At 35.0% G+C, this 19,206-nt stretch carries 15 protein-coding genes; 3 read left to right on the top strand and 12 right to left on the bottom strand.

Annotated elements, in window-relative coordinates; genetic code table 11:
* Nucleotides 1–19 precede the first annotated feature (19 nt).
* From A5880_RS11155 to A5880_RS11140, 4 genes are all read right to left on the bottom strand, one after another.
* Complete coding sequence (locus A5880_RS11155; protein ID WP_086329116.1) at nt 20–940, bottom strand: L-lactate dehydrogenase; 921 nt, start codon at nt 938–940, stop codon at nt 20–22.
* Between the two features lie 197 nt (nt 941–1,137).
* The gene (locus A5880_RS11150; protein WP_086329115.1) at nt 1,138–2,436 is read right to left on the bottom strand and encodes a hemolysin family protein; all 1,299 of its coding nucleotides are present in this window, start codon (nt 2,434–2,436) and stop codon (nt 1,138–1,140) included.
* Nucleotides 2,437–2,565: 129 nt separating this feature from the next.
* A complete protein-coding gene (locus A5880_RS11145; protein WP_179190389.1) occupies nt 2,566–4,512 on the bottom strand; it encodes a KUP/HAK/KT family potassium transporter in 1,947 nt (648 codons plus the stop codon).
* A gap of 575 nt (nt 4,513–5,087) precedes the next feature.
* Nucleotides 5,088–7,724: a calcium-translocating P-type ATPase, PMCA-type gene (locus A5880_RS11140; RefSeq protein ID WP_086329113.1), complete on the bottom strand. Its 2,637-nt coding sequence runs from the start codon at nt 7,722–7,724 to the stop codon at nt 5,088–5,090.
* 687 nt (nt 7,725–8,411) lie between these two features.
* Between A5880_RS11140 and A5880_RS11135 the strand changes: the two genes are divergently transcribed.
* Together A5880_RS11135 and A5880_RS11130 are read left to right on the top strand one after the other, a co-directional pair.
* Nucleotides 8,412–8,666, top strand: a complete 255-nt coding sequence (locus tag A5880_RS11135) for a helix-turn-helix transcriptional regulator (protein WP_086329112.1) — start codon at nt 8,412–8,414, stop codon at nt 8,664–8,666.
* A 19-nt stretch (nt 8,667–8,685) separates the two neighbouring features.
* Complete coding sequence (locus A5880_RS11130) at nt 8,686–9,018, top strand: hypothetical protein (RefSeq protein WP_086329111.1); 333 nt, start codon at nt 8,686–8,688, stop codon at nt 9,016–9,018.
* A gap of 43 nt (nt 9,019–9,061) precedes the next feature.
* On the opposite strand, the gene A5880_RS11125 is transcribed toward A5880_RS11130, so the two are convergent.
* Nucleotides 9,062–9,232, bottom strand: a complete 171-nt coding sequence (locus tag A5880_RS11125) for a hypothetical protein (protein ID WP_179190327.1) — start codon at nt 9,230–9,232, stop codon at nt 9,062–9,064.
* 80 nt (nt 9,233–9,312) lie between these two features.
* Nucleotides 9,313–12,201 carry a type 2 lanthipeptide synthetase LanM gene (lanM, locus tag A5880_RS11120; protein WP_086329110.1) on the bottom strand — a complete coding sequence of 963 codons (2,889 nt, stop codon included), beginning with the start codon at nt 12,199–12,201 and terminating at the stop codon, nt 9,313–9,315.
* A gap of 420 nt (nt 12,202–12,621) precedes the next feature.
* Here lanM and spx point away from each other — a divergent pair, with 420 nt between their 5' ends.
* Entirely contained in the window at nt 12,622–13,020 is a 399-nt protein-coding gene (gene spx / locus A5880_RS11115) for a transcriptional regulator Spx (protein ID WP_086329109.1), read from the top strand.
* 89 nt (nt 13,021–13,109) lie between these two features.
* Here spx and queA read toward each other — a convergent pair whose 3' ends face one another.
* From queA to A5880_RS11085, 6 genes are all read right to left on the bottom strand, one after another.
* Entirely contained in the window at nt 13,110–14,141 is a 1,032-nt protein-coding gene (queA, locus tag A5880_RS11110) for a tRNA preQ1(34) S-adenosylmethionine ribosyltransferase-isomerase QueA (RefSeq protein WP_086329108.1), read from the bottom strand.
* A gap of 981 nt (nt 14,142–15,122) precedes the next feature.
* The gene (locus tag A5880_RS11105) at nt 15,123–15,641 is read right to left on the bottom strand and encodes a hypothetical protein (RefSeq protein ID WP_086329107.1); all 519 of its coding nucleotides are present in this window, start codon (nt 15,639–15,641) and stop codon (nt 15,123–15,125) included.
* 180 nt (nt 15,642–15,821) lie between these two features.
* Complete coding sequence (locus A5880_RS11100) at nt 15,822–17,369, bottom strand: DUF4097 family beta strand repeat-containing protein (RefSeq protein ID WP_256924800.1); 1,548 nt, start codon at nt 17,367–17,369, stop codon at nt 15,822–15,824.
* Between the two features lie 8 nt (nt 17,370–17,377).
* Nucleotides 17,378–17,695 (bottom strand): PadR family transcriptional regulator, encoded by a 318-nt coding sequence (locus tag A5880_RS11095; RefSeq protein WP_086329105.1) that lies wholly within the window; start codon nt 17,693–17,695, stop codon nt 17,378–17,380.
* Nucleotides 17,696–17,923: 228 nt separating this feature from the next.
* Nucleotides 17,924–18,472 carry a hypothetical protein gene (locus A5880_RS11090; protein ID WP_179190326.1) on the bottom strand — a complete coding sequence of 183 codons (549 nt, stop codon included), beginning with the start codon at nt 18,470–18,472 and terminating at the stop codon, nt 17,924–17,926.
* A 38-nt stretch (nt 18,473–18,510) separates the two neighbouring features.
* A complete protein-coding gene (locus A5880_RS11085; protein WP_086329103.1) occupies nt 18,511–19,200 on the bottom strand; it encodes a hypothetical protein in 690 nt (229 codons plus the stop codon).
* Nucleotides 19,201–19,206 lie beyond the last annotated feature (6 nt).

Below are 19,206 nucleotides of genomic sequence, written 5' to 3'. Positions count from 1 at the left end.
CATCCTCCATCTATTTACATTATTTATTCTTTAATGGCAGTGTTGATAATGCCTCTTTGATGATTTTGACAGAATGCGTCCATGATTCTTGTTCTCGTTCAGTTAGCGGACATTCTACCATTGACTCTACACCAGTGCCTCCGATTACTGCGGGTTGACCAACATACACATTAGAGGATGGATCATATGCTGAAACAGGGACAATTGTTTTTGAATCAGTTAAGATCATTCGAATTAAGCGTGCCCCACATGTGGCAATGCCATAACTAGTATATCCTTTTCCTGCAAAAGCATTCCAACCGCCTTCACGGACTTTTTCATCTAGCTCTTGTAACTCAATATTTTTCGTCCATTCTAAAAGAGGTCGCTCGCCCACCGTTACCGTAGACCACGCAACAAATTGTGAATCTCCATGTTCCCCATATACGTAACCACCAATATTTCGACTATCAACAGAAAGCGTTCGGCCCACAGCTTGCTTCATACGGGCTGTATCCAACATTGTTCCAGTACCAAAGACTTTATTGGTAGGGAATCCTGTGAGTTGCTGCATATAAGCTGCAATTACATCACAAGGATTTGTAATGGTGATTAAAACGCCTTTAAATCCTGATTGTTTAATCTTTGGTGCGACCTCTTCTACCATTCGACTCGTAAGTACTAGTTCTTTAAATCGATCCCCGTCATCTCCCAAGGCGCTGATTTTTCCTGCACAAAAAACAAGCACGTCCGCATCACACAACGCTTGGTAATCTTGAATAATGAGTTTCGTTTTTCCTGTTAAATAAACTTGGGCATCTAGTAAATCATATTCCTCAGACACAGCAATTTTTTCTTCTTTATCAATCAAGACAAGCTCATCAACCAATCCTTCCATTACTAATGTATAGGCAAGAGTTGCTCCTACATGTCCTAATCCGATAATCCCTACTTTGCGCATTTCACCACTCCTTTTTTTCATTTTTTCTTAATCCTAGCTGAATTAAACTTTCCCGTCAATCTTATTTTAAGCATCTATTGATAAATCTTTTATAAACACAAAAGGCGAGAAAAAAGCAACTTCTTCCTTTTCAAGAAATTGCTTTTTTCTTGCCCTTTGTTTGTTTTTTCCGTTCTATTACCTTACATCTACATTCATTATTTATCACTCTTTGTTACTTTAAAATAATCAATATGCGCATGTTCATAATCCATCACTTCAAACGTAAACTCATCAACCATGATCTGATCTCCAACAACAATTTGATTATTCTGTTGTTCGACAATAAACCCAGCTAAGGTTGACATTGCCGATTCTTCAAATACAGGAATTTTAAGTTTAAAGTAGCGTTGAAAGTCATCTAAAGTAATTTTCCCAGAAACGATGTAGGTGTGATCTGCCTCTTTAGCAATCAGCGCATTTTCCAAATCCGTCTCATCTCTGATGTCACCAACTAGCTCTTCTAAAATATCTTCGATTGTTACCATGCCAGTTGTACCGCCATACTCATCTTTTAATATCGCAATATGCTTTCGTTCTTTTCTCATCATGGTTAGTAATGTTTTGATCGGTACCGTCGCTAAAACAATAATTGGCTCTTCGACTAATTCACTGACTTTTTTCTGATCATTCACAAAGGATTCTTTGATCAGTGCTGGCAATGTGACATAACCAAGTACGTTGTCTTTGGATTCCTGAATGATCGGATAGCGTGAATGTCCTTGTTTTAAGGAATGCTGAATGGCCTGTTCAACGGTTTCATCTGCTTCAAAAACCTTCATAGATGTTCTATCTACTTGAATATCTTTTGCTAATGTATCATCAAATTCAAACACATTTTCTAGGTATTGATATTCTTCTTTTGTTAATTCACCTTTTTTATAAGAATCGTCTGCCACATATAACAATTCTTCTTGAGTCAATGTCTCTTCGCCTTCTGAAACTAATTGAATCCCAAATAATTGTCCTAATTTAGCGGCTGAATGGTTTAACAGCCAAATAAATGGATACATCACTTTATAAAAATAATGCAATGGTTTAACGATAGCCAAGACAACCTTTTCTGGTTTTGCAATACTGTAACTTTTAGGGAATAATTCTCCTACAACCACGACAACGTATGTGACAATCACAAAACCTAAAACAACAGAAATCGTACTACTTAAGGCACCACTAATAGGCAAATCACCTAATAACGGATGCAGTAATGCTGCCACTGAGCCTTCTCCTACCCAACCAATAATCAACCCTGTCAATGTAATCCCTAGCTGACTCGTTGACAGATAAGCATCTAAATGATGTGTCACATGAATCGCTAAATCTGCGTTTTTTACACCTTCTTTTTTCAACTGCTCTAATCGCGACATTCGAATCTTCACTAATGCAAATTCACTAGCTACAAAGAACGCAGTGATTACAATCATTAAAAGTAATATTAAAAAATTTATTGCAAGCATTTCTTACACCTCTTTTTATTTTTATATGCTATTTACCATTATACTTGTCTGTTATAAATAGTGCGAATAAGAGCGATCGTTTAAACAGAAAATCTCCAAGCCGCTTAATCGACTCAGAGATTTTCTACTCTATAATGCTACTTTTCTTTCCTTTAATCTCGTTTTCCTTGTATCACCAATGATTAATGGAACAGATTCATATTTTACTTCGCTATATTCTAAACCAAACCAGTTTTCTGGAGACGTCGTTCTTTTTTTGATAGCCAATTTTAATTGCATAATTTGACGATCCCATTTTTTCAATTCTGTCACTTTTGATAGCTCTTCACGAATAATGATAAATTGGAAATCTCCTACTTCACGACCTGGTGTCAACGAATATTTTTGCGGCTGTTTTGGTAGACGTCCTTCTTTCATAAGATCATGAACGATTTGACGAATATAAACATTGACTTCTTGGGCTACATGGAAACCAAGATATAATTGTACTTGGACAATAAAATCTGTCCCCATCATATCTACAGTATATTCTTTTGTAAATGGTTCATCTGTTACCTCAACATTTACAAACCAGTAAACATTTGCTCTTTTTGGTTGTTTATCTAAAATCGAATAAATAATTTGACGACCAATTTCATCTCCAATTTTATCTGGTGTCATAAAAACAACGTTTGTTTGCGATTTTGGAACGGTTGGATCATCTTTTAACATCCGTAATTGTTCCACATATTGTTTAAGTGGAACAGTATCCGATGTTTTCTCTTTGATAATATTGCCCCATTCCCAAATCGTCATAACGGTCAAAATCAACAATGCAATCCCAACAGCAACATAGCCACCATGGAAGAATTTTGCAATACTTGAAACAAAAAAGATCGACTCAATACTTCCAAAGAATAATGTTACTAAGTAAGCTACCCCACGTGGTGCTCCTTTTTGTAGCAAGTAAAACATAAGTAAAATCGTTGTCATCAACATAGTTACTGTAATTGAAAGACCGTATGCAGCCTCCATATGAGTAGATGTTCTAAAGGTAATAACGATCAATGAACACACGATCCAAAGCATCATATTAACCGCTGGAATATACATCTGACCAATATTTGCACCAGGATAGATGATTTTCAATCTTGGTAATAATTTTAATTTAATGGCTTCAGATACTAACGTGAATGAACCTGAAATCAACGCTTGAGAAGCAATCACTGCTGCAACTGTTGCGAAAACAACACCAATCAGCATGATACTATTTGGCATCATTTGGAAAAATGGATTCAAATTATCCATTGCTAAAACAGATGGGTCATTTTTCGCACTCAAAATCCATGCTGCTTGTCCTAAATAATTTAAAACTAAACAAATTTTGATATATGGCCAACTTGCACGAATATTGTGTTTGCCCACATGACCCAAATCAGAATACAACGCTTCTGCCCCGGTAGTTGCTAAGAAGACATTTCCTAATACAAAAAGCCCCAATTTATTTTCCGGACTAGTCAGAAGGTGAAGTGCATAATAAGGATTTAGCGCGCGAATTACAGTCCAATCTTGTCCAAAATTGATCAATCCCATTACACCTAAAAAAGTAAACCATGCAAACATGATCGGCCCAAAAGCTTTACCAACAGCATCAGTTCCAAATCGTTGAACAGAAAATAAAATCAGTATAATTGCCAATGTAATTAGAACAATAATGTTTTGATCACTACCAAACCGATCAAAGAAAACAGGAATTCCTCGTAATCCTTCAATCGCAGTTGTAACCGTTACTGCTGGAGTCAATACACCATCAGCTAGCAGAGCCGCACCACCGATCATTGCTGGAATAATCAAATATTTCCCTTTTTTGCGTACAAGTGTGAATAAAGAAAAAATACCACCTTCACCATGATTGTCCGCATTCAAAGCAATCACAACATATTTGATCGTTGTTAAAATCGTTAACGTCCAAAAAATCAATGATACCGCACCAATAATAAAATTCTCAGAAACATTTTGAAGACCACCATTGTCTCCAACGATCGCTTTCATCACATAAAGCGGACTCGTTCCGATATCTCCATAAACGACACCCATTGCTACCAAAAGACCAGCAGCGGTCAATTTCTGATGATGCGAAACTTTTGAATTCTCTACCACAAGATTCTCCTCCTAAATTTAAAAGCGTAACGGGCTCGATTAGCTCTGACAGAAAAATAGGATACGCCGATTGTGACGCTCCTTGTCACAAACTGAGTTTATCTTTTTTCCGAAGAGCTAGCCCTCAAATGTAAAACAAGAGACCTAAGTGAAACGACACTCGGCCCTTACACTTAGGTCTCGCAATTTCATTCTTAGACCAGTGTCGTAACACTTGCTGTTGATCTAAAAACATAGGTAAACTATGCTGCTACTCCCCTAAGATCTTTACTCGGAAGCCCAAGCAAAAATATCTGGTATTTATAATTAAAATAAAAAAATATCAGTTAGTCACTTTAAAACAACTGATTTCGATAACAACTATAATACTCCTTCACCATTTTAGCAAGTCTTTTATGTAAATAAATTCAATAGTCTTTTCATACAATCTTTTCATTTTGTAGAACAACAAAAAAACAGAACGCCAAAATGCTGAAAAGCCGAGCATTTTGATGTTCTGTTTTCGATTTATTTTAGTCTTCCTCTTCTTCTGGTGAATAATGGAATTTAATCATTTCATTGACAAAAATCGGGATAATCGATAATCCCATCACTAATAACCAGTGATTGATACCGATTGGGACTAAACCGAATAATTCTTGTGTGAATGGCAATAATGCAATCACTGTTGTAATGATAATCGCAAGTACAGCCATTTCAAAAAGAGATTTATTCGTTGATAACTTCACTCTAAAAATCGATTGCGTACTTCTCACGTTAAACACATGCAAAATAGATGAATACGCTAATATTAAAAAGGCGACCGTTTGACCAATTTCATAACTAGCCTCGAAAAAGTAAGAAACAGAATCAACATTCGCTCCTAAATAAAAACCAAATAAGGTGATAACTGTGAATACAAATGCATTAATTCCAACTTTTTGCCATAATCCACGAGCAAAAATCCCTTCGTTTCTAGGAATTGGCGGTTCATCCATAATGCCGTGTTCCGCCGGTTCTTTTCCTAATGCAAATCCTGGAAGTCCATCTGCCACCACATTAACGAACAATAGCTGAACCGCTGTAAATGGTGCGCCCCAACCTAATAACATAGCAATCAGAACGATAAAAATTTCTGAAATATTACAGCTTAATAAAAAGTTCACAGCTTTACGAATATTTCGATACACCGCTCGTCCTTGTGCAACAGCATCGACGATTGTTGCAAAATTATCGTCTGTCAAAATCATATCAGCTGCACCTTGCGCCACATCGGTACCTGTAATTCCCATCGCACACCCTACATCACTTGCTTTCAAAGCAGGAGCATCATTCACTCCATCACCTGTCATAGCAACTACAGCTCCTGTACGTTGCCATGATTTAACAATTCGAATCTTATCTTCTGGTGTCACACGGGCATAAACAGATAGTGACTTCACTCTTGAATCTAGTTCCTCGTCTGACATTTTTTGTAGTTCTGATCCAGTCAAAGCTTCATTTTTGTCTGTTAGAATCCCTAACTCTTTGGCAATCGCTCCGGCTGTCACCACATGGTCACCTGTAATCATGACCGTTTTAATACCAGCTTTCTTAGCTCTGGCAATAGCACCTTTACTTTCTGGTCTTGGCGGATCGATCATTCCAATCAGCCCTAATAGGCGTAGATTCTTCTCTAGAGCTGCTGAAGTGATTTCCTTAGGTTCTTCATCATAAATCGCATAACCGACGGCAATCACGCGTAAAGCGCGTTTTCCGAAACGATCATTCACTACTGCTGCCTGCTCCACATCACCAAAACGAAAGCGAGTTAACAATACATCAAAAGCACCTTTGGTCACTGAAATATATTTTTTCCCCATTTTGTGAACGGTTGTCATCATCTTACGCTCTGAGTCAAAAGGAATTTCTCCGATTCTCGGATATTTTTCTTCAAGTTCTGCTTTCGTATGATAATTTTCTTCTACCGCGCGAACAATCGCAGCTTCCGTGGGATTTCCTTGAATGACCAGATCATCCCCCTCTTTATCAACGATTACATCCGTACAAAGCGAAGCCATCTTTAAAACTTCCATCGCTTCGTCTGTCATAGCATCTTCTGTATCTGTTACTTCATCCCCACGCGACCAGACACGTCTAACACGCATTTTATTTTGTGTTAGTGTTCCTGTCTTATCAGAACAGATCACATTCGCTGTTCCAAGTGTTTCAACAGCGGGTAATCGACGAATGATTGCATGCTTTTTGGCCATTTTCTGCACACCATAGGCAAGGGTCAATGTAACAATAACCATCAATGTTTCAGGTACCGCCGCTACAGCTAGCGACACAGCTGTCATAAACATCTCCAACAGTGGCTCCCCTTGTAATTGACCAATGACAAATACTAACGCCGCAGCAGCTAAAGCAAACAAGCTAATGCGTTTTCCTAATTGATTCAGGCGCTTTTGCAGTGGTGTCTGCTGATTGACATCATCATTCAACAAGCCGGCTATTTTCCCCATCTCAGTTTGCATTCCTATAGCGGTAACAATTGCGCGACCTCGTCCATTAGACACTGTACAGCCTTTAAAAACCATATTAATTTGATCCCCAAGCGCTTGATCTTGGCTTGCTATGTACTCAGAATCTTTCTCCACAGGCTCACTTTCTCCCGTTAACGCTGATTCCTCTACTCTAAGCTGGCTTGATTGAATGATACGAGCATCTGCTGTAATCATCGATCCAGATTCTAAAATAAGTATGTCTCCAACAACAACCTTTTCTGCGTCAATAGTCTCAACCTTGCCATCACGTAAAACTGAACTACTTTGTTTATTCATATCCTGTAAAGCTGATAATGACTTTTCAGCATTGCCTTCTTGAACGATAGCTAAAACAGCATTGATAATCACAATAGCGATAATTAGAATTCCTTCAAAATAATCTCCGTGATCTGTAGCAATCGCTGTATAAAACGAAATAGCTGCGGCAACTAATAAAATAATTGTCGTAAAATCAGACAAACTATGAAGAAACTTCTTTAAGACAGAGTCTTTTTTAGCCTCTTTAAATTTATTTGCTCCATGTTGTTCTAGTCTTTTTTTTACCTCTTGTTCTGTTAATCCAACTTCTTTATTCGTTTTTACTTCCTCAATAATTGTTTCGATAGGCTTTTTGTATGCTTCCATCCTATCCCCCCATTCTTAAATTTTTCCTTCTATTAATATAGTATCTATATTCACTATACCATGTTTTTTTTTCAAACTTCAATAAAAATGGCTATTTTTTCATTTTTTCTTTCTATATTTTAGCCATTTAATAGCATTTTGATAGATTATTAATAAATCAAAAAACTTGCAAGCGTTTACAAAATATGCTAATATACAGTTAGAAGGAAGGAGGTACCATCAGTTGTATTGAAGAATTTCTCGAAGCATGAAGATAATAAACACAAAATTGTTAGCAAAACAAGATTCACCTTTCAAAAGAAGGATATCTGTAAAGTAAAAAAATCATAAAAACATCTTTACAAATAGTGAATATGTGTAAAAAAATTGGATGATTTTATCCCAATAAAACAAAAAACACGTATAAAGATAGTTTGATTAGAAAAATTTTAAATAATGAAATGTAGAAAATGTAATGAGAACAAAATTTGGTTTATGAACAAGAAATTCAACTATTTACTTTGCATCCATATCCAAAAGTAATAAAAATATGATTCAATACACTGATTCCTTCCGGTAATCAAAGCCAAGCTAGTCGAGAAGCTTGGCTTTTTATCTGCAAGTTATTTGTAAGTGAAAGTAAGATATGGTATAGTGACTATGCGCTTTTTATTTGATACATAACTTAGACTATTGGAGGGATTTGCATTGCCAAAAAAGAAGAACTCATCTTTCGAGAGTTCCATTCACGTCTACAGAGCCATGAAACGCATGACCCAACAGGAACTTGCTGATAAGGTAGGGGTATCTAGACAAACAATCATTCAGTTAGAAAGAAATAGGTACAATCCTTCCCTTTTACTGGCTCACGACATAGCTGACGTTTTTGAAGTGCCGATTGAACAAATTTTCACTTTCAAAAAATTAACAGACGACGAGCAAACAAGCGAAGAAACTGACTAACGGAAGGAAAGGATAAATTATGACCGAATCACTTAAATCTTTTTTTGATAGCTTGCCTGTAAATCATTGGTCTAGCTTTTTAATTATTGGACTTTCGTTGATATTTATTATTTACTCAGTCTACTTTTTCTTTAGCAAAGAAGGAAAAGATGAACGAGGAAAGAAAATTATATCAACAGCAAGCTTTATTTCATTTATCGTAACTATGCTAACTATTTTTATTTTAGGCAATTTCTTCTATGATGTTGCTTCTAGTAGTGTTCTTGCTTATTCTTGGCTACTGAACTTTATGCTAGTAATTATTTCTGGATCTAATGTGCTTAGCATCCTTATTTTAAGAAAACTAAATTAAAAAGAATGGGATAAATTTTCTTATCCCATTCTTTTTCTTATGCTTAGAAACAAATAAGACGAGTCCAACCATTTACCGTATTAGCAACGATTGTTTCTGATCTATCTACAGTGTCTTCAGAATTTTTACTTCTTTCAAAAGAAGCACCTACCACAGCATCCACTTTTTTCAAATCTTTTGTTACTTCCATTTTCTCAATTGATAATTTTCTCATGATAATTTTTTCCCCCTTGCGTTAATAATTAAATTATAAGATGTTAGCTCCAATAAGTAAAGTTCTTTTTTCAAGTCGTTTCACTTGAAAAACAACAAGGATTGTATATCGGTAGGATCATAAGCTCTTAGAAGTTGATATCCAATGCCGGACAAACCATTGAAAAGACTGATTGGAAGGCAATCTGGATCACTTTTCAGAAAAAGAGTTTTTTTAACTAATATAAAATTATCACCTAAATAATTATCTACATTTCCATAATATCCATGGCATAAACAATCCTCTTTTTCCGCTTTATACGTCGTTCGACTTTTATCTTTTGGTGATTTTTCTGCTATTAATCGACAAACTTCTTCGATTCCAGTTGTTCCTCGACACCATGATGCATTTGGTAGCTCTTTTGTTTCAAGGAGTTCTTCAAATCTTTTTTGATACCAAGTAATTTTTTCTTCAATCGTTTTATCTTTCAGTACCTGGTTTGCTTGAATCAATCCATACAAGACACCGGCATATCCATGAGCAAAACTGTTATCTTCCATTTTCTGACATTCTATCCGTTGTGCATACTGCCAAAGGAGATCATAGGCTTCTTGTTTTTGATATTTCTGATATACATCCGCTAAAATTGCCAGTAAACTAGCTTTTCCATAAAGCCATTCTTGTTGATTGTTTTCTGATATGGGAGCTGACCCAAGTTCTCTTAAGCTCTCTTGTAAATAGGAATGGTGTTGTTCATCTTTCAATCGCCTAGTCACATAATACGCTGTTGTAAGACGCATACCTTCTCCAAAAAATGCGCTTTCGTATATGTTTTTTTCCTCTTTGGCATAGAAGATTTCTTTTTCCAATAAAAGGATGACTTCTTGGTACTTTTCTTTAGGAACCAATTGATTCAAGTAAACTAAAAATAGATATACACCTGCATTTCCACCGTAAAGATCCGTTTCAGGATAAATAATTGCTACGTCTTCATCCCCTTCTGGCATAACAGACATCCAGTTCACTTCACCAACTGCTTGATTCACAGCTATTTGATCAATAATCATATCTCCAATATCAGCAGCTTTTTGTAGGATATCGGAACCAACTGTTTCGTTTTTAGAAGGAATCGTTATCTCTTGAGTGCTATATTCTAATGTTCCTAAACTTTCCTTTAGTAAAAGATACGAAAAATTACTCGTTGTTTCTGTTATCTGCTCCATATGTGCAATCGTATCTTCAAGAGGTGTATTTTGCAGTAAGTGTGGGAGTTTATGCCCATTTATACATACAGTTGTTGACGATGCATTTGCTGTAACGAGTGGAATATCATGTGTCAACATCGATTCAACTTCAAAAGGAATCAATTTTTCTGGAATAATTTGATTTCCCCATAAATTTTCAATGATTTTTTCTCGTTCAATATAGTTAGACATACACTCTGGATGCAAGGTAAAATTCAATAAATTTCCATAATCCTGTGTGTCTCTGTAAATCAACCGAATCGTGGTATCTGTAAATAATTCTTTGACTTTCTCAATAAATGCAGATTTATTTTTTAATAGCAGCTGATTCATGTCTTTAAAGGCTGTTTGAATTGTTTGACGGTAGAATTGATAATCCACTTCTTCTCCTGCTAAACGAGGAATATTTTGCGCACCATCCATGTAAGCTTCCTCAAGTTGAAAAGCAATATCACTGGAATGATCATTTCGTAGTCTTCTAACTTTTTTTGGTAGCTTTTGTTTTGTTCCAGATAATGCATCCATCTCCAATTCACGTTTCCACTGTTTTTTTTGTGGTAATAAACCTGAAACAATCACTGATTGTTTTTCGATTCGAGTTTGCCTGGATAATTTTTTAGTGAAATGAAACATTTCAGGTCGAATCAACGTTTCTACATCAATCAAGACTGGATGTGCTCCACTAGCAATCAAATTTTCCATATGTAAATCGGTCCCACCTAACCAATAAACAATCGCCAAAAGCTGCCCGTAGCGTCGATAGAACGTACTAACGTCTGTTTCGTCCATACATTCTTGGTACATTACTTTTTCTTCAACCGTAAAAGCTGGCTGAATCATTCGTTTGATTTTATAAAAAGAAAGAGAAGGATTCAGCTCCTCTACGTAAGCCAACAACTCATTAAAACGTTCACCGATTGCTAGATTTTTAAACTTAAAAATCAACGCTTTTTTTTCAGCCTGAAACTGAATAACTGTTTTCCCACGATCATGACTATCACCTTGTCCCAACTTTATTTGGGTAATGTTGATTGGAATAACTAAATCAAATTTTTCCATTAATTGCTCTGCGGAATCATTTATGGAGTGAAAAAACGCTTCTATCATTTCACAAGCAAAGATTAATCTAACTGCAAGAACTCTAGCAAGTGTTGGGTATTCTCCATAAAATAAATACGTACGTTGCTTATCTCCGAGAAACTCTTCAATATACTTAGCGAATTCCTCTTCTTTTGTTTCAGCTTGCAATTGATACTCTTCAATCATTTGGTGGACATCCCAAACCAATGTTTTTTGTGCTATAAAAAAGAACTCCTCTGATAATTGCTCAACTAGTTCATCAATTCCTTTTTTTGGCAATTGAATCAATGGGAATTTTTTTAAAAGGTTTAGAATATGTGTTTCATAATAATGCAAATGAAAACGTAAAGCGGCTTTTAATCCCTGTTCTTTGATTGGAATTTCATTTAAAAATAGAGAATTATGTAATCGAAACCACTCACTCGTTTTAATCATCGGAAGTAATAAGTGCGCCCGTTCCTCGGTAAAGGGTAATAATGCACGACTAAATGCTTTTGGCTCTAAATGATACGATCGAAACATTTTCTCATAATCTGCTGATTTTAATAAACTTTTACGAGCTTGCCATTGATTTAACAGATTATTTGTTTCATTATTGATGTTTTTCCAGCACTGAATTCTTTCCGAAATCGTTGCAGCATAGCTATATGTCAACTCTTCATTCATCGTTTCCACTCCTTGTTTGTTATTCCTCTCTTTATAATAATAAAAAAATAGTAAAAATACTATGTAAATTTTATTCCGATGTGTGCCTTATAAAAAAAGCCTCTATTAAATTTACAAGTAAGATTTTTTGGGGGTAATTCCGATGACTGCATTTTAGTATTCCTTAACTCTGTAATCCTCACACGAAAATAACTTTACTACAACAAATTAATAACATAACAAAGTTTTTTTATTATTTCCGATTACTATCATCCTTTAATCTGCAAAAATAACGATAGTTTGTGAATTTCCAGTTATTTCTATCAATACATAGAAATAAACAGCTATTTTGTAAGCATTTATTTTGTGAATTTTTTACTTTTGGTATATTATAGTTATTAAGAGGTATGTACCAATATTTTCGAAAGGATATGAAAAAATATGTTGAAATTATATACAACAAATAGCTGTACATCATGCAGAAAAGCAAGAAAATGGCTAATTGACCATGATATTCCATTTGAAGAAAAAAACTTTGGAAATACTCCTATCACATTAGATGAACTAAAAAATATATTGATTCTTACTGAAGAAGGAACAGAAGATATTATTTCCATCCGTTCTAAAGTCTTTCAAAAACTAAAAATAGATATCAATGAATTGCCTTTACACGCTTTATTAGAATTAGTAAAAGACAATCCTGGATTACTACGCCGCCCAATTATGATTGATGAGAAACGTTTGCAAATTGGATTTAATGAAGATGAGATTCGTTGCTTCTTACCAAGAGCTGTACGTAAAAGAGAATTATCACAAACATTGCTATTAAGCGGATTATAAATGTTACTACCTCGAATCTAAAAAAATACGAAGAAAAAACTCATTCAATCAAAAAAGAATGAGTTTTTTTATGTTAGAGTCTCTTTATGTCACTTTACGAACATCGCATCTCCAAAACTGAAAAAGCGATAACGCTCCTCAATGGCATGATGATAGGCCGCCAGAGTTAAATCTCTTCCTGCAAAGGCACTCACCAACATCACTAAAGTTGATTTTGGTAAATGAAAGTTTGTTGAAAAAGCTTGAACCACTTTAAATTCATATCCAGGCGTAATAAAAATATCTGTCCAGCCACTATCCGCTTTGATTGCACCATTAAATTTTGTTCCAATCGTTTCCAATGTACGAATAGACGTTGTTCCAACAGCAATGATTCTTCCACCTGCTTGTCGAACGTCGTTTAGTTGTTTCGCTGCTTTTTCTGTTAAACGATAAAATTCACTATGCATTTGGTGTTCAGCGATGTTTTCTACACTGACAGGTCTAAATGTTCCTAAACCGACATGTAAGGTCAAATAAACCAGCTCTACGCCCTTTTCTTTGATCTTAGCAAGTAATTCTTCTGTGAAGTGTAAACCGGCTGTAGGCGCTGCTGCAGAACCATTTTCTTTTGCATAAACCGTTTGGTAGCGATCGGGATCTTCCAAACGCTCTTTAATATATGGTGGTAGCGGCATTTCACCAAGTGATTCTAAAATTTCCAAGAAAATCCCTTCATAATCAAATGTGACAATTCGACCACCATGTTCTAATTCTTCAATAACAGTCGCTGTTAAGCGACCATCCCCAAAGCTAATCTTTGTGCCAATTTTAGCTCTTTTCGCAGGTTTTATTAACGTCTCCCACGTATCTCCTTGTGTGTTGGTTAAAAGGAGAACTTCCAAATGACCACCTGTTTCTGGTTTTTCGCCATATAGACGAGCTGGCAACACTCTTGTATCATTCATTACTAATGCATCACCTGCATTTAATTCATCAATAATTTCGTGGAAATGTCGGTCTTCTATTTCTTTTGTTTCACGGTTCAAAATTAAAAGTCGTGAACTGGTTCGATCTTTCAATGGCGTTTGAGCAATTAGCTCTTCAGGTAAATCAAAGTCAAAATCTTCTGTACTAAGCATATCTGTCACTCTTTCTACTTGATTTGTCTTGGCTATTCTAACATTTTTTATTCTTTCTGGCTATGAAGAAACGAGCTAAATTCTAAAAGCCAACCTATTTGCACCTTTTTGGCAAATAAAAACTAAAAACTGAAACAAGAGAATGGATCTGATAAATAGTTCTATGCTCGCTGGATCGCTAGCGTAAACTATTTCCACTCTCTTATTTCAGCTTGTTTTAAAGAGCGATCAATTAAATAAACTTTCCAAACACTGTGTGCTCTATCTCCAATTAAAATACCTTAAAAAGTATTTTAGTTGAAACTATTTCACATAGGATGGTAAAATCTAATTAGTTTTTCTCACTCTTTTTTTTTGAAGTATCAAAGACTACTTTAGATCAACAGAACATTACCTTTTCAACAATTCTAAATTAATCTAGTTCATCTTTGATCCTTCCAAAATCTCAAAGAGCGTATCTCTTGCGCTTTAGACTGTCGGCTTCAGTCGTTCACTAACAAGAGCACCGTTCTTTGCTATTTTTAGATAGAAACAAAATAAAAAAATGGTGCTGGTAGACTACACCAACACCATTGCATGTTCAATAAATAGGCATCACATTATCCATCTCAAATTCGCAAGAAGAAAGTTCTAGATATTTCTTCAAAAATTGAGTAAAATGGAATATGTCGATGTTACGCATTGACATGGGCAACTTGATTGGTCAGCTTTCTCTGACTTCTCAGGGCTTCATAAATCAGCGCCAACTGATTTGTGAAGTGCCTTTTTATTTTATTCGTTTCTATCTAATACTCATTTTAAAGAAAAACAATTTCATAGTCAACAAAGTGTAAGAAGATTTTTTATTTCTCCTTCTTTATTATTCAGAAAAACGCTTCTCTTTCTACTAATTTGTTATCAAATAAACTCTTTATTTATTAAAATATTTAAAATAAAAATGATTATATGAATTTCCACATCCATACAATCATTTTTTTACTTTTATACAATTGTAGTTTCTAAATAATCCTCATACGACCAATAATCATCTTCTTTTATTTCTTCAGCTGAAGTTCCGTTAGTCTCTTTGTTCTTAGAGGATAGAATTGCTTGATGATCATGATTTTCATCCTCAATTAGGAAGGTCCATGTTTTTCCATCTTTTGTCTGAATAATATTCGTATGATCAATCATATTCTTTTGTAGCCATTTCTGTTTATTTTTTTCGTTTTTTAGCTCTGCATGGAATAATTCTTTTTCCAACAAGACTAATTTTGCTGAAAAATCCATTCCAGCTGCCATTTGATACAAGTTATCTGCTTCTTTAAAGCACAGTGCTTCCTGATAAATATCACCAAGAAAAACCAACGCTCTAAAACAATCGTTTCGTTGAATACCACCATATTTAACACTTGTTTCAACAACTAATTTAAAAAAGTAAACAGCTTGTTGGTAATCCTTTTGGCTCCAAGCTTGTTGACCGAATTTGAACCACTTTTTTATTTTCCTTTTATTAAACATTTTTTCTCCTTATATTCCTTTGTAAAAAAAGAACGTAAGATTGGGATCAAAAAAACCTAGATTATATGTACCAAACAAAATAAGGTCGCCTGTTATTCTATCGTTTAATTACTTCCCAACCCTTCCCTTATTATTAAATAATGAACATACTTCTTTCAAGAAATAATTTTCTTGTGTTTTTTAATCTACTTTTTCAAGAATTTTTATATCACCTGTTTTTGATGAAACATTAATTTTATATTTTTCATCATCAGACGCTTCTGAAAAATCATTTTTGATTTCTCCAGTTCCTGTGCTTGCTTTGATTTTTACAGCCTGGCTCGGGTCTTGCAACCATTTGATGAATCCTGATTGACTAGAAACCATTGCATTTACTTTGCTCTCTTGAATAGCAATCGTAGGTCCTGAACTATTTCTCAATTCCAGCTTCCCTTGATTTTCTTCTGAAACGATTTTTCCTTCTTCGTTAATCAGTCTAAGATCACCTTTTGTCCGCTTAACAATCACTTGACCATCCGTTGCCGTTGCTGTGAGTTTTTTCGCTTCAGAGTCTTCTAAAATCATACGTCCAGAATGATTATTTAAGGTTACTTGATCTGAGCGTAAGAATTTTAAGATAGACAAACCTTGTTCTCCATCGATTGTCAAATTACCCAGCATACCGGTGATAACTGTTTTTCCAGAAATGCTTTTAACTTTTAAATTCATCGCTGACTCTTCGATGATTACATCCCCAGATTTACTATCAATACGCCCTTCATCAGCAATGATATTTTTGGCGTAGACATCTCCTGTCGTTAAGTCTAAATCAAAATTCTTAGTCTGAATATCTAATAACCTTAAATCCCCTTGACTCAATCCTAGATGGAAATTATCCAGTATCGTTCCTTTGGGAATAAAGAAAATCACTTCCGAGCGCCCTGTTCTGGTAAAAGTATCGAAAATATTTTCTTCATCCAAAGATAAATCTACTTTATTTTTATAAGAACTATTCTCGATTTTTTGAATATCACTCTCTTTAAACCTTCCTTTAAGCATCAAGCTTGGTTTTTCTGTGCTGGATACTTCTACGGTTGTGATTTCAACATCCGCATCGGAATCAAAACTAAATGCCGCATGTTTGCTTGATGCAAGACTAATCTCTTTATAATAGTGTCTACCTGTATACATCAATTTTCCTGTTACAGAAAAAAATACGAACAACGCAGTCGCTGTAGCTACCAAACCAATTGTGACACCTGTAATCAATCGTTTTTTTCGAACTAGCCACCCTTTTATTAATTGTAAAATCACTGCGAGTAATACTAAACATAGAATTGTTGGTATTGCAGCTAAATTTCGTTCTTCGTTCAACTCTTTTACTGTATACGTAAAGAAAAAAGCAAATAGAATAAAAAATGCCAACAATAATAATGGTTTTAATACTTTATAGGTCGTTTTGGCAAATTTTTGCATTCTCTTTTTCTGGGATTGGATAAATACATTTTGAATTTCTTCTCTAGGAACAACTGAAGTCTTTGCATTGATCGCTGCATCTAAACTTAGATCTGCATAATAGTCTGCAGCTATTTCTTCTGGAGGAGCCAATCTTTCAATCACTTCTTGCTCTGTTTGACCTTCTTCCAAACAAATCGCTAATTGTTCCAATAAGTCTTCCTTCAACTCATTAAAATACTCAATATCTTCTTCAGCAAAAGCAGCCTTTAGTTGGTTTAAATATTCTTCCATTGTGTTCACTAATCTGCCTCCCTCAGTTTACTAACTTGCTCAACGAATTCATCCCAATCACGTTCTAAAAGCGCCAAATATTCTTTGCCTTTATCAGTCATTTGGTAATACTTTCTTGAAGGTCCGTCTGGAGATTCTTTCGTATAAATGATACAATACGATTCCTTCACTAATCGACGCAGAACTGGGTAAAGCGCCCCTTCCGTAATTGGTATATACTGATTTACTCGTTGCGTTAATTCATAGCCGTATCGATCTTCTTTTTGAATAAAATGAAGTACACACATTTCTAAAGCACCTTTTTTAAATTGGCTAGAAGCCCTCATCGCTCAATCCCCTTATCACAGTTTTGATTGACAAATTACCCACTTTCTCAACAGAAACATTTGAGAACACAATACACGAATCAGGGAAAAGCAGTTACTTTGATGCTTTTTTAAGAGCATTCTAGCAGAAAATCCCAGCTAAAAAATAAAGTCCTTTATCTAAAAGCGTCTTAATCAGCTACACTCCAAATTTTGTATGTTGAAATAAAAAGCTGCTTGTTCCTTTATTCAGTGATTGTTGCGGTAGTAATTCTTTTTCTCTTGAATGATACCTTGACGCTCTTCTGGTGTCAAATTAGGATCGCGTAATCGCTCTCCCCATTCTTGTCCCTTTTGTTTTCTTTCCTGCCAATTACTTGATGCCCCAGAGACAGCATCTGCTCCTTGATCATTACTTGGTGCTTGTTGTTGCTCTTCTGGTACAGCGGTATTTGGCGCATCTTCTTGATTCTCCGTCACTGTATTTGGCGCTGTTTCATGTTCAGCTTTAGCTTCAGCTGCTTTCTCTTCTGCTTCTTTTTTTTCTGTCGCTTTTTTCTCTTCTTCTTTTTGCTTTTGTACTTTTTTTGCTTCTTGTTCTTTTAATTTTGTTTTGATTGACTGTTCGACATGGGCAATTTTTTTGGATACAATTTCAGCCAGTCGTTCTTTTTTTAGCGCAAACCTTGCTTTGACTACCTCGTCTTTGGAAAAAGCTGCATCTGCTGTATCCACTGTTCGGGTGGTTCCAATCCCAATCATTAAAAGAGCAATGCAAAATACTATAAATTTTTTCATTCTAACTTCTCCTTAATCAACATATTTCTTTACTGTACTTATCCTTGAAAAGCATTTAATAATTCAGTAAATCTTTCTTCTTCATCAATAATTTTCCAGTATTTTTTTTCTTTTTTATCTGGTTCTAATTCCAAATGAATCGTTTTGGATTCATTTGAAGCTTTCAGTTCTTTCATTGCTTTTTTTAACGCTTCAAATTGGATTTGATTAAGGTCTTTATCAGTTAGTGCATTCAATTCTTTTAAGATGTTGTTTAGTTGTTGCTCATCAGAAATTTTATCGATGTCATCTAATTGATTTATCGAATCATATCCTTTATTTTTTAAATATTGAACGAGTTCTTCATCTGCTTTTTTATCCAGATTCTGATCAAATGTTTTTTGATCTAACCCTGTGACAAGAATGTCAACTTTCTGTCTTTTTTTATCACTGTCTTTTATTTTTACCGAGAACTTCGTTTCTTTTTCAAGTCTTTCTTGATAAATTAACACTAACTCTTTTGCTTGCTCTTTTGATAATTCAAAAAGCTCAGAAAAATCCTCAATCAGTTCTGCTTGACCAGGTGCATCTAATTGATAAAAATACGTTTCAGCTTTTTCATGATCTTTATCATAAATTATGTTGTTAACAAATACTGCAGCAACATCTTTGGGATCAGCATTTTTTTGGCAACCCGCAAAAATGACAACTGCAAAAGCTAACATAATAATTATTCTCTTATTTTTCATACGTCT

Origin of the sequence: Enterococcus sp. 4G2_DIV0659, assembly GCF_002140715.2 — a bacterium.
Lineage (GTDB): Bacteria > Bacillota > Bacilli > Lactobacillales > Enterococcaceae > Enterococcus_L > Enterococcus_L mansonii.
This window is presented reverse-complemented; position numbering and strand designations above follow the sequence as displayed.